We start from the raw sequence: 12,281 nt of genomic DNA, 5'->3' as shown, positions 1-12,281 counted from the left end.
AAGATATCATTGAATCCTTAGAAAAACTAAAATGGTGGGATTATCAAATAGAAATTTTAGATGGGTTAGATTGGACGCGAGTAGAAGAAATAATTCCCATTTTGGAACAGAGAATTAAAAGCGGTAATTATTCTCCTTTTAAATTAGATACGTTAACTTTAAGCAAAGAAGGAAAGTTGCTCTAGTTTTAATTTACTGATGTAGTGGTTTTGTTAATTATTCTTCTATCTTATTTACTTTACTCTGGTTGGCTTTATTGGTACCCTTTAAGGAAAAAGTCTTTGGGTGCCTATTAATATTTGTACAAAAGTAAAAAGTTTTTCCTATTACTTATTCTAGTAAGTTGAAGAAAGGCTTTTGACACATTTTGATGAAAGAGCACTAATTTAGCATAAATATTCTATCTGTAGAATGAATTTAAAATTAGTTAGCATTAATATCAAACTAATTTTTAACAGGAAATGTATTTTGAAGAATTTCTAAGTAGGAAGGATTAGCTTATGCGTTCAGTAATGACAATCATAAAAGAACAAATAAAAAACTTATATTTAGTTAGACGTTTATCTGTCTATGAAATGAAAAGTACTACTAACAATACCTATCTTGGGATACTATGGGAAATTATTAACCCTATGATTCAAATAACTATATTATGGTTTGTATTTGGTTATGGAATACACGGGGGGTCTGGACGGGCTGATGTTGAAATGAATGGAGAATTCATCCCTTATTTTCCCTGGATGCTTTCAGGCATGATTCTTTGGTTCTTTATTAATCAATCGATAGTGCAGGGTTCTAAGTCAATTTTTTCTAGACTAAATATGATTTCAAAAATGAGTTTTCCTATGAGTGTTGTACCAACCTTTGTCATATTTACAAGGCTATATCAACATTTAATGTTACTAGGAGTAGTTCTGATTATTTTTCAATTTATTGGATATCCTATTAACAAATATTATATTCAGCTCCCTTACTTTATAGTTTCAACAATCATTTTTTTAGTGTCCTTATCTTTGATAACATCAACAATATCAACGATTATACGAGACTTTCAAATGTTACTTGGTTCAGTGGTTCGTATTCTAATTTATTTATCACCTTTTTTGTGGCCGCCGTATAATCTTCAACCGGAAATTATCCATACAATTTTGAAGTTAAGTCCTATATATTACTTAGCGGAAGGGTATCGAGCCTCAATATTAGGTTTAGGTTGGTATCCGATAGAAAATTGGGAATATACATTATACTTCTGGTGTATAATAGCGATTATATTCTTTATCGGTTCTATGATCCATATTAAATTCCGTAATCGTTTTGTAGATTTTATTTGATTTTTACTCGTGATAAATTAAAGACGGTTTATTTTATCTATTTGATAAAGGGGCTAGATTATTATTAGCCTCTTTATCCATTTAATAAATGGATGTAATTTTAGTGTTTTTATATTCGTCATAAAATCCGTATTTTTGTGTAGTTTTATTGCGATAATAAAAAATGTAATTATAAATGGAGAGAAAAAATGAGTTATTCGATTATTTTTAACAAAGTAACAAAGAAATATAAAATGTATAAGAAAAACTCAGAAAAACTTTTAGATATATTGATACCAGACCATTTTGGAGAAGATTTCTATGCTTTACAGAATATTAGTTTTACCGCTAAAAAAGGCGATGTTATCGGTTTAATAGGAGTTAACGGCGCTGGAAAGTCTACATTAGCGAATTTAATAGCGGGTATTATTCCGCCTACATTTGGTGAGATAGAAATTAAAGGTACTGCATCATTAATAGCTATTGCGTCAGGATTAAATAATAATTTAACTGGTAGAGAAAATATTGAACTAAAATGTTTAATGCTTGGTTTTAGTAAAAAACAGATTGATGAATTAATCCCTGATATAATTGATTTTGCTGATATCGGAAAGTTCATTGATCAACCTGTTAAAAGTTATTCTAGTGGTATGAAGTCGCGCCTAGGATTTGCAATCTCGGTTAATATGGATCCAGATATTTTAGTGATTGACGAAGCATTATCTGTCGGGGATCAGACGTTTGCTGATAAATGTTTAGATAAAATGAATGAGTTTAAACAAAAAGGTAAAACTATTTTCTTTATCAGTCATTCAATCGGACAAGTTAAGAAGTTCTGTCAAAAAGCTCTATGGTTAGAAGCTGGAGAGGTGAAAGCGTATGGTACTATTGAAGAAATTATTCCGCAGTATGAAAACTTCTTAAAAGAATTTAAAGCTATGTCAAAAGAGGATCAAAAGAACTTTAAACAACTTGTCATAGAAAAACGTAGTAAATTAAGGGAACAAGAACGAGTAACGAATTTAAATGAATATGAAGGAATAGTTCCTCAAAGACACTCAAAAAAAAATCGAAAAAAGAAAAAATCTGTGTTTAAGTGGTTAATAATCCCAATCATACTTTTAATAGTTATTTTATTCACTGTTCTTAATACTAATGTATTGTCCTACTTTTTGAAGGAAGAACCTGAACCTGTAACGTCTATTATAGAAAAGCCAGCGAATAATGATGAAGAAGTTGTGGATGATAAAGATATTCGATATATAAATGTATCTAAGGCTAATATTAGAATTAGTCCGGATATTAATAGTATTGCTGTAGGAATAGCTAATTTTGGTCAGTCATTCCAGGTGATTGGTACAAAGCAAGACATTAATGGAGATGAATGGTTGAATGTAATTACTACTAATCTTAGTAACGATACAGGTTGGATTAGTAGTAAACTTATGTCTCCTTTAGAGTCAGAATTGGATGATAATGAAATAGTTGCTAAATTAGATGTGTTAATCGACTTTTCTCCACCCTTAGAGGAATTAGTACCTATGATTGGTAAACAAATAGGGGGAGAACAACAATTTAATAATGTCGAATATTTATATATTGATAATACTGTTGATACAGTTAAAATCACCATTAATAGTGCCTTATCAATAACAGAAGTAATTGAAACAATCGGAGAGCCTCATCTTAAATGGGATAATACCTTACTATATCATGGGAATAAATATGACTTTGTAATTATCATGTCATATACTGGAGCCATTGATGAATTAAGAATTATCAATTTTAATAACTAACCTTTAGATTTGATAGTAGCTGATATATCATTAACGCTAAAAACCTATAAAATAGTATTTAAATACTATTTTATAGGTTTTTTATTGATAAAATCTTTTACAGTGTTTAATAGTACTGTTATTAATAATTTACTTTACAATAAGATAGATAATAAATACATTGAGCCCAAATTTGGCATTACGTTTTGTCTTTTGCTATTGATCCCTTGAAACCCACTGTTTAGGGTCTAACTAGGTTTTTTCTGTCTCAACATTTACTTGAAAAATTAGAATACTATCTGTTGGTCACTAATGTGTATATTTAAGCAATAGGTACAAATCGGTAGTACTTCCGACTTTCTCTTTCTAACGGGATCCTACCTTTCGCTTTGCGACAGACACGTTTTATTATTCAACTGTGCTGCTCTTAGAATCATAACGCATACAATAAAAGATATGGTATCACTTATATACATCAAACGGTATTCTCCTCAATGTATTTAATATCTTCGAAATCATTCTACCTAATTAATTTATCCCATATTGATTTTCTTTCTTCACAATATGAATTAGGTAGGTATCGGTTAATATCAACATGTAGGTCAAATGAGACTAATTTACTAAATGTATTTCAATTTTAACTGAAAAAGGAAACTAGATGTGGTATAATTGTTTTGTTTTTGTGAAAAATAACATTATATAAAAAGCCTTGGTGGTATGCAAGAGTAACAGAGAGCATTTCACGAAACAATTGAGAATTAATGGTTTGTTGTATCTAGTAGTGAGATGGTCGAAATGAGGGTTGAAGAAGGAATCAACGCCAGAAAAACCGGTAATAATTGATTTTGCCTTTGCTACGATTGTTACAAATAAACTTAATGCTAGTGATGTTAAATTTAACAATGCTAACAATGGTGGGAAATATATATCATATTAGGAAAAAATAAATAAGGTTATTTAAATGGATAGGATTCTATCTTAGAATAATTTAGAGGAGGATTAATGATGACTTTTTCAGTTATGTTTCATTACTTTCACGATAACAATAGATACAAAAAAGCGCAAGGAAGTTTAAGTTCATTAGAACTAGAGAGTATTATTAATAGTGACAAATACGAAGTTTTATCTGCAGATAATTGGTTACAGATGTATAAAGAAAAGTCTCTGAAAACAAATCAGGTATGCTTTTCTTTTGATGATGGATTAAAGGAGCAACTTGATATTGCTTTACCTGTACTAGAAAAGTATGGGTTAAAGGCTATATGGAATATAAACACAAATCCAACATTAGGGAATCTTGATAAATTAGAAGCCTATAGAAATTTCAGAAACTACTTTTTTGCTGACATAGATGATTTTTATAATAAATTTTTTATTGAAGTCGAAAAATTGAGTCAAGTTGATTGCGAGAAAATTTGTAATAATGTAGATTTTAACCAATATCTAAAGGATTCAACATTTTATTCTTTTAATGATCGGAAATTTAGATATTTTAGAGATGAGATCCTAAAGGATGATTATTTTAACATTATGGATAATATGATAAAGGAAAAAGTTGAAATAGATACACTAAGGGATAAATTATGGATGAATAAAGAAGATATTAAATCTCTAGCAGATAAAGGGCATAAAATTGGTCTTCATACACATTTGCATTCTACTAATTTAGATAGATTAGATTATGAAGAACAGTATGAGGACTTTAAACTTAATAAAACTATTTTAGAAGAAATTATACAACAAGAAGTAACGGTTGCTGCCTATCCGTGTGGAAAATATAACACAGAAAGTATCAGAGTTCTAGAAGAATTGGGTATTGAATATGCGTTTTTAGCACATAAAAAGGGGAGTAATAATAATTATGAAATAGATAGAATAGATTGTGCTGATATTTTAAAGGAGGTCTGAAAAATATGAAAGTAACAGTTTTTACGTCTAATGGACTAAGACATAAATATCTAATTAATAGTCTTTCCAAGAACTTCGATGTTAATGCAATAATAGAAACGACTAGTTCTGTGTCAACAAATAGTAATGTTTCGCCTATCCTAAATGAGTATTTTAGTTATGTTAAATCCGCTGAAAGAAATGTATTTGGTGATAATACAACTATATTAGCAAATAACTTAAAAGAAATAGAAAAAGGTTCTCTTTCAAAAATCGACTTCGATCAAATTAACGAATTTATGAACTCTGATATTTTTATTGTATTTGGGTCATCGTATATTAAAGAACCGTTGATTGACTTTTTAATTGATAAGAAATGTATAAACCTTCACATGGGTTTATCTCCATTTTATAGAGGTGCTGCTTGTAATTTTTGGGCACAATACGATAAACGTTATGATATGATAGGCGGTACCATTCATTACTTATCAAAAGGTTTAGATTCGGGAGATATTATTAAATCTGTAAATTTAGAAAATGGAAGCTATGATAGGTTTGAAGTAGGTATGATTGCTGTCAAGAAAACAATCGACCAATTAAATGATTTAATATTACAGAACAAAATATTTAATATTATTCCGTATAAACAAGATAGGGAAAGAGAGATAAGGTATTCAAAAATAAAGGATTTTAATGAAGATAAAGCAAAAGAGTTTTTAAAACTATATAAAGAAGATAAGTATATAAAGATAGAGTAGGAGGGAAAACTCCTTTTTGAAAAAATAATGGTAGACTCTCTAGGGTAGCGTGAGTATAAATTTATGTAAACATTACTAGTTAACTCCTTACTTTAAAGTAAAATTGGAACGGGTTTTCTTTTTTTGGGGGAACCTCATGCTTTTAGTGCAAATAGTATTAAAATTAACATAAAAGAGAATAAACGCCCTGCTCTATTTTATTAATGCAATTAATTAATAAAATAAATTTTAGAAATAAAAATAAGGCAGTGGGAGACAAAGATCAGCTCTGAAAAGACCAGTGGAATTTTAAGGAGTAAATTTCACTGGTTTTGTTAATTTATTGGGTAAAAATAAAGAAATTTCTGGATAGTTACCACACAAAACTTTATCGGAAAGAAAGACCCAAATGTATAAAAATGAATAAATTTATTAGTTCTGTAACAAGGTATAAGTAGTATGTAATTTGCTTAAAAGAGGCAATAAATTTATGGATAATATTAACAGTCTAAGTTACCTAAAGCGGAAATGTTTTAGATAAAAGCTTTAGGAAATGAATAATACTCCTCAACAGATAAAGTTACAACAACGAACATAGGTTGAGGAAAACGTGTAAACAACTAGAACGAGAGGAGTTATTTATTTAATATGACAGGTAAATTCGCACTAATCGATTACATTATTTTATTCGCGTACCTGATGCTAATTCTATGGATTGGTATCGCGGTAGCAAAAAAAGAAATGAAAGGAAAAGAATTTTTCAAAGGGGACGGAACAATACCTTGGTATGTGACGTCAGTAAGTTTATTTGCGACTTTATTGAGTCCAATATCATTTCTATCGTTAGCAGGGAATTCATACTTAGGATCGTGGGAGCTCTGGTTTGCCCAACTAGGGTTATTTATTGCGGTTCCAATTGCAATGTTTGTCTTCCTTCCTGTATATAAAAAGTTAAATTTAGATACAGCCTATGAGTATTTAGAGCGTCGATTTGATCGAAAAATGAGAGTGATTGGAAGTATTCTTTTCATTGTATATCAAATTGGACGTATGTCCATTATTATGTATTTACCGGCAATTGCCTTAGCATCTGTGACAGGAATTAACACAATCTTAATCATTCTATTTATGGGTGTTATTGCTACCATTTACTCAGCGTTTGGTGGTATTAAATCTGTACTTTGGACAGACTTTATCCAAGGTATTGTATTAATCGGCGGCGGTGTATTTGCTTTAGTTATTCTCCTTCTATCAGTAAATGGTGGGATTGGTGAAGTGGTACGCGTAGGGATCGAGGACCAAAAGTTTTTTACGGATATGCCCGTATTTGATGCAAATTTTGTTAATAATAGTGTTTTACTTCTAATTGTTGGTGCTGGGTTATCCACAGCATTCTCTTATATTTCAAGTCAAGATATGGTACAACGTTATTTGACAACAGATGATTTAAAAGAAATGAATAAAATGACTTTGTTAAATGGTCTTTTATCTCTAGGTACAGCAACAATGTTTTTCTTTATTGGAACAGGGTTGTATGCTTTTTATACTCAAAAAGGTGGAGAGATGCCGACGGGAAGTGGAGACTTAATCTTTGCTAACTTTATTGTTAGTGAGCTTCCTAATGGGATATCTGGTCTATTAATTGCAGGACTATTTGCTGCTGGTCAATCGACTCTTTCAACAGGCTTGAATAGTGTGGCGACAAGCTGGACGTTAGATATTCAAAAAGTAATTAAACCAAATTTGAGTGATGAAGCAAGTACAAAAATTGCTCGAAACGTATCAACCCTGGTTGGGATCTTTTCGATCGCATTTGCCATCTTTCTCGCATATTCTGACATCGGTTCAGCGTATTCGTGGTTTAATGGCTTAATGGGCTTAGCGCTGGGGATTATTGGTGGAACATTTACACTAGGGGTTATGACGAAAAAAGCCAATTCAACGGGAGCTATTTTAGGATTTATTACAACAACGCTAGTAGCGATCTATGTTTCATACTTTACTGATATATCTATTTGGGCATACTCAATCATTAATTTAGTGGCTTCATTAGTATTCGGTTATGTGTTTAGTCTGTTGTTCCCTGGTAAAAGTAAAGCAGATGATGACGATCTTACGTATTACGATCGAAAAAAAGCAGTTTAATGATTACTAGGTGAAATGATGATTACGTTTAATAGAAAAATCAAAACAGACATATTAGTTGCGGGAAGTGGATTATCTGGAATAAAAGTAACAAAAGAACTAGCTGATCAAGGACATCAAGTATTGATGGTAACCAAGTCAAAAGTAGCCTCTGGTTCAAGCTTTTATCCTTTGAAAGCTTCACTGGGAACACAAGTCACTAAAGATGAAGAAGATCAACAAACATTTTTAAGCGATATTGAGGCGTTAAGTCGCGGAATGCATCGTAAAGATCTTGCTGAAGTATATGTTAAAGAGATTCCTGAAAGAGTAAAGGAGTATCAAGACATAGGTGTTAATGCTAAGAAACTCGAAGGGGAACGAAAAGCTTGTTTTGCTGAAAATTCTCGAGATATCTATTTATTAAGCGACTGGGATAGAATTCGAAAAAATGTAAATGAAATTTTTGCTCAATATGAGGGTCTAAACATCATGGAAAAGTCAGTTGTAGTGACTTTGATTCAAAAAGAAAAACGCATTGTTGGAGCAGTTCTTTTAGATGAGCATAATGAATTTATTTTAGTTAAATGTAAGGCGGCTATTTTGGCTACTGGTGGATTTGGAAGTATTTATAAGCATAATCTAAATCCAAATGATGTAGATGGATCAGGTCATATTCTCGCGCTAGAAGCGGGTGCAAGTTTAGTCAATATGGAATTTATTCAATTTATCCCGGGAATCACGACACCAAAATATAAAACTCTATTCGGTGAACATACGTTGATGTATTGTGAGGATATGATTGATGAAAACGGGAATAGTATCCTTGATCCTTACTTACCTGAGTATTTATCTAAAAGAGAATGCCTAGAAAGTAGAAGCACCCACGGTCCATTTACACATTCGATGGAATCGAAATACTTTGATATTGCAATGATGAAACAAATCATCGAAACGCATAGTGAAAAAGGATTCGAATTAATCTATGATCCTAAATTGTATGAGAACAAAGAAGAATTTTATACAGTATATTTAGATTGGTTGAAAGAGAAAAATATCGATTTAATTGAAAATGAAGTTCGAATCGCACCTTTCGCACATGCGAGTAACGGTGGAGTCTATATTGACACCTATGGACGAACAGGAATAAATGGATTATATGCGATTGGTGAACTTTCATGTAATATTGAAGGTGCCAATCGTCTAGGTGGAAATTCTACAGGTGCATGTATGGTATTTGGAAAACGTGCTGCCATAGATTGTGGCGAATATGTAAGAACGGTAGTACCTTATGAAATTAGTGAATCTGAAGGAAAGACTCAAGTTGCAAAGATGTTCGAGGGATTTGGTAAAACTGAAATTTACACAGATGGAGCTACACATGAAATAAAAGGTCAAGCCCATGAGATTATAGAGAACATCAATGAGGTTATGTGGTATCATGGTAATGTCATTCGCTCGGAAAAGGGGCTTTTAAATGCGCTTGAAAGAATAGAGGTTCTTTCAAAGAAGTTGGAAATAGGCTTGTTATTTAAGGAGCGGTCTACTAGAAAGCTTGCGGTAAAATTGAGGAATTACTTTATACTTTCAAAAATCTTATTGCGGACCATGTTAGAAAGAAAAGAAAGTAGAGGAGCGCATTACCGAGAAGATTACCCTTCAGAAAATCCTGAATTCAACAAACGTTTATTTATTTCTCGAGATAACAGTGGAGAAATTCAATATGGATTCTTAAATAAATAAAATTTAAACCCATAAAACAGCTATATGATGGCTGCTTTATGGGTTTTTAAGCATATATAGAATCACTGTTTCTTACCGTAAACTGGTTGTTTTAAATATATGACACTTAACTTTGTCCCTTCTTTTTTCTTTCTATGACATGATTTATGGTCTACTCCGCAATCAAATAATCAATCAAATAACCAGCCCACAATTGATGCCCCTGAGCAGTTGGCTCTGATGGATTTGCAGTAATATATTCCTTCATCTCTTCTGATGCTGGATCTGGCCAAGCTTCCCAGTGGCTAAGATAAGGAATTCCATTTTCAGCAGCAAAATCAGCAAGTGCCTCCACTTCTTTTGGATAATAGGTGACATTATAGAGTGGATGCGATGGCTGCAAGATAACGACTGTGTTTGGTAGGCTTTCTTGAAGGTCCTCTATCACTGATGCTGTATTTTTCAATGAATCTTCTGTTGTAACTTCTCCGTTATCCTTTAAGGTAAATGGTTCAAAGATCACCATATGTGGTTGAACTCCGATGATTTCAGACAATTTATCCTCGTTCACAAATTGCGTTGAGGTTAGATCATAACTAAATGTAGATACGATTATTTGTTCGCCGTATGTTTCTTTTAAGGCTTCCTTAACAAGTTCAGACCATGGTTCGGTCGAATTTCCTTGGGTATTCGAACCAAGGAATGCGAGGTGGAAAGGTTTACCCGAACTTATCAATTCTTCAAATGTTTCAACGCTTTCTGTGGGCCAGTTGCTTGTGTATGATAGCAGGTTTTCTATACTTACTTCAGCTATTTCTTCTGTAGCTGTAGTTGTAGTTTCCTCGTTTGATACTTTTTCACTAGCAACCGAAACGGTTGTTTTGTTATTCCAGTGTAATTGACCTGCTACTAAAATTGTCATACAGGCAATAACGGAAAGGATAGCAATGATTTTATTCATGGTGTACGCTCCCTCATAATATTAATAATTTCCCATTTAATTGTAATTTGATATATTTATCCTAAAATGGTTATTCCTCTTCACAAGTTGGTTGAGTTTCGTTTAATATGTATATGCAAGACAAAATACGACCGATTCAATAAGAATTATGTCAGTTCTTACTAGAAATGGCAATATCCTATGTTATAATAGTAATGTTTTTGTAAAAATCTAGAATTTTTCTTAAAAAGGTAGTATCGTAGTTTAATAGTATAGGTATTTATTATTATAAGCTCATTCATTAGGAGGATATGATGGAAGAAACGATTAGTCTGAAAGAACTATTCCAGACGTTAAAAAAACGTTTGAGTTTAATTATTGTGATTACGGCATTGGCCGTTATAGTCAGTGGAATTGTTAGTTATTTTGTGATTACCCCGATTTACCAAGCTTCAACACAGCTCTTAGTAAACCAGGAGAAGAATGAGCAGGTGGAATATAATACTGGGACTGTTCAAACCAACCTACAGTTAATCAACACCTATAACGTGATCATCAAAAGTCCAGCCATTTTAGATAAAGTAGCAGAACAATTAGGAACGGGTGTAACTGCCTCGCAACTGAATTCAAAAATTACGGTAGCCAGCCAACAAGATTCACAGGTTGTCAATATTACCGTTGAAGATCCGGATCCACAAATGGCAGCCAATATCGCCAATACGACGGCAGAAGTTTTTCAAAAAGAAATTGTTTCTCTAATGAATATTGATAACGTCAATATTTTGGCGAAAGCTCAAATTGGAGAAAATCCATCACCGGTTAAGCCGCAGCCATTATTAAATATTGCGATTGCGCTTGTAGTCGGTTTAATGGCAGGTGTAGGTTTAGCGTTCTTATTAGAATATCTAGATAATACGATTAAGACGGAACAAGATATTGAAAGAATACTTGAATTGCCTGTACTTGGGTCGATTGCTCAGATTGATAGTAAGACAGAGCATAAGAGTACAAAAGGGAAACATGCAAAAGTAAGGGGTGAGACGGTTGGCTCTTAGTAAAAAATCCAAAAAAGCGGAGTTAAAGCGAAGTTTAATCACAAGTCAAAATCCAAAATCACCTATTTCAGAGCAGTATCGTACAATCCGAACAAATATTCAATTCTCAGCTGTCGATGAAGAGATAAAAACCCTTTTAGTGACTTCATCAGGTCCTGGTGAAGGGAAATCGACAACCGCTGCTAATTTAGCTGTCGTATTTGCTCAACAAGGAAAAAGGGTTCTTCTGATTGACTCTGATTTAAGAAAGCCGACGGTTCACTATACGTTTAATTTTACTAATACATTTGGGTTAACCAATGTTTTGACTAGACAATCTCAATTTCATGAAGTGATCAAAGAATCGATGGAAAAGAACTTATACATTTTAACAAGTGGTCCGATTCCACCGAACCCAGCAGAATTGCTTAGTTCTAAAGCAATGGAACAATTTATGAAGGATGTAGAAGAAGAGTTTGACATGATTCTATTTGATTCTCCACCGGTTTTAGCAGTAACGGATGGGCAAATATTGGCGAGTAAATGTGATGGGACTATTCTAGTTGTAAGTAGTGGTAAAACAGAAACAGAACAAGCAGTGAAGGCAAAGGAACTATTAAAGGCGTCTAATAGTCATATTTTAGGTGTTGTCCTAAACAGCAAGAAAATGGAAAACTCGAATTACTACTATTACTACGGTAATCATTAACAATAAATTAATATTTAGAATATTTACTATAAATGACCTAGGT

9 protein-coding genes are annotated in these 12,281 nt (G+C 32.4%); 8 read left to right on the top strand and 1 reads right to left on the bottom strand.

The features are described 5' to 3' along the window. Nucleotides 1-500 precede the first annotated feature (500 nt). The 6 genes from Q5760_RS22725 to Q5760_RS22700 all read left to right on the top strand — a co-directional run bounded on the left by Q5760_RS22725 (nt 501) and on the right by Q5760_RS22700 (nt 9,576). Nucleotides 501-1,331, top strand: a complete 831-nt coding sequence (locus Q5760_RS22725; protein WP_428909826.1) for an ABC transporter permease — start codon at nt 501-503, stop codon at nt 1,329-1,331. A gap of 188 nt (nt 1,332-1,519) precedes the next feature. Further along, nucleotides 1,520-3,106 (top strand): teichoic acids export ABC transporter ATP-binding subunit TagH, encoded by a 1,587-nt coding sequence (tagH, locus tag Q5760_RS22720; protein ID WP_428909825.1) that lies wholly within the window; start codon nt 1,520-1,522, stop codon nt 3,104-3,106. A 984-nt stretch (nt 3,107-4,090) separates the two neighbouring features. After that, entirely contained in the window at nt 4,091-4,993 is a 903-nt protein-coding gene (locus Q5760_RS22715) for a polysaccharide deacetylase family protein (protein WP_428909824.1), read from the top strand. A gap of 5 nt (nt 4,994-4,998) precedes the next feature. Further along, nucleotides 4,999-5,730 carry a formyltransferase family protein gene (locus tag Q5760_RS22710; protein WP_428909823.1) on the top strand — a complete coding sequence of 244 codons (732 nt, stop codon included), beginning with the start codon at nt 4,999-5,001 and terminating at the stop codon, nt 5,728-5,730. A gap of 627 nt (nt 5,731-6,357) precedes the next feature. Further along, nucleotides 6,358-7,854, top strand: a complete 1,497-nt coding sequence (locus Q5760_RS22705; protein ID WP_428909822.1) for a sodium:solute symporter — start codon at nt 6,358-6,360, stop codon at nt 7,852-7,854. A gap of 18 nt (nt 7,855-7,872) precedes the next feature. Further along, nucleotides 7,873-9,576, top strand: coding sequence for an FAD-binding protein (locus Q5760_RS22700; protein ID WP_428909821.1), 1,704 nt, complete (start codon nt 7,873-7,875; stop codon nt 9,574-9,576). 151 nt (nt 9,577-9,727) lie between these two features. Here the strand turns inward: Q5760_RS22700 and Q5760_RS22695 are convergent, their stop codons facing one another. Further along, nucleotides 9,728-10,516 (bottom strand): SGNH/GDSL hydrolase family protein, encoded by a 789-nt coding sequence (locus tag Q5760_RS22695; protein ID WP_428909820.1) that lies wholly within the window; start codon nt 10,514-10,516, stop codon nt 9,728-9,730. 293 nt (nt 10,517-10,809) lie between these two features. Between Q5760_RS22695 and Q5760_RS22690 the strand changes: the two genes are divergently transcribed. Then, on the top strand, nt 10,810-11,550 hold the full coding sequence (locus Q5760_RS22690) for a YveK family protein (protein ID WP_428909819.1): 741 nt from the start codon (nt 10,810-10,812) through the stop codon (nt 11,548-11,550). Beyond that, entirely contained in the window at nt 11,540-12,238 is a 699-nt protein-coding gene (locus tag Q5760_RS22685; RefSeq protein WP_428909818.1) for a CpsD/CapB family tyrosine-protein kinase, read from the top strand. The genes Q5760_RS22690 and Q5760_RS22685 overlap by 11 nt, the downstream gene beginning before the upstream one ends. Nucleotides 12,239-12,281 lie beyond the last annotated feature (43 nt).

The sequence above is a fragment of the Niallia sp. Kr1 genome (assembly GCF_050389805.1).
Lineage (GTDB): Bacteria > Bacillota > Bacilli > Bacillales > Cytobacillaceae > Bacillus_BD.
The sequence above is the reverse complement of the archived record's forward strand: the minus strand, read 5'-3'. Positions and strand labels throughout refer to the sequence as shown.

Bases quoted from the DNA above. Each gene is read 5' to 3' on its own strand.
- Q5760_RS22700 (WP_428909821.1), top strand. From the start codon at position 7,873: ATGATTACGTTTAATAGAAAAATCAAAACAGACATATTAGTTGCGGGA.
- tagH (WP_428909825.1), top strand. From the start codon at position 1,520: ATGAGTTATTCGATTATTTTTAACAAAGTAACAAAGAAATATAAAATG.
- Q5760_RS22710 (WP_428909823.1), top strand. From the start codon at position 4,999: ATGAAAGTAACAGTTTTTACGTCTAATGGACTAAGACATAAATATCTA.
- Q5760_RS22690 (WP_428909819.1), top strand. From the start codon at position 10,810: ATGGAAGAAACGATTAGTCTGAAAGAACTATTCCAGACGTTAAAAAAA.
- Q5760_RS22725 (WP_428909826.1), top strand. From the start codon at position 501: ATGCGTTCAGTAATGACAATCATAAAAGAACAAATAAAAAACTTATAT.
- Q5760_RS22705 (WP_428909822.1), top strand. From the start codon at position 6,358: ATGACAGGTAAATTCGCACTAATCGATTACATTATTTTATTCGCGTAC.
- Q5760_RS22715 (WP_428909824.1), top strand. From the start codon at position 4,091: ATGACTTTTTCAGTTATGTTTCATTACTTTCACGATAACAATAGATAC.
- Q5760_RS22695 (WP_428909820.1), bottom strand. From the start codon at position 10,516: ATGAATAAAATCATTGCTATCCTTTCCGTTATTGCCTGTATGACAATT.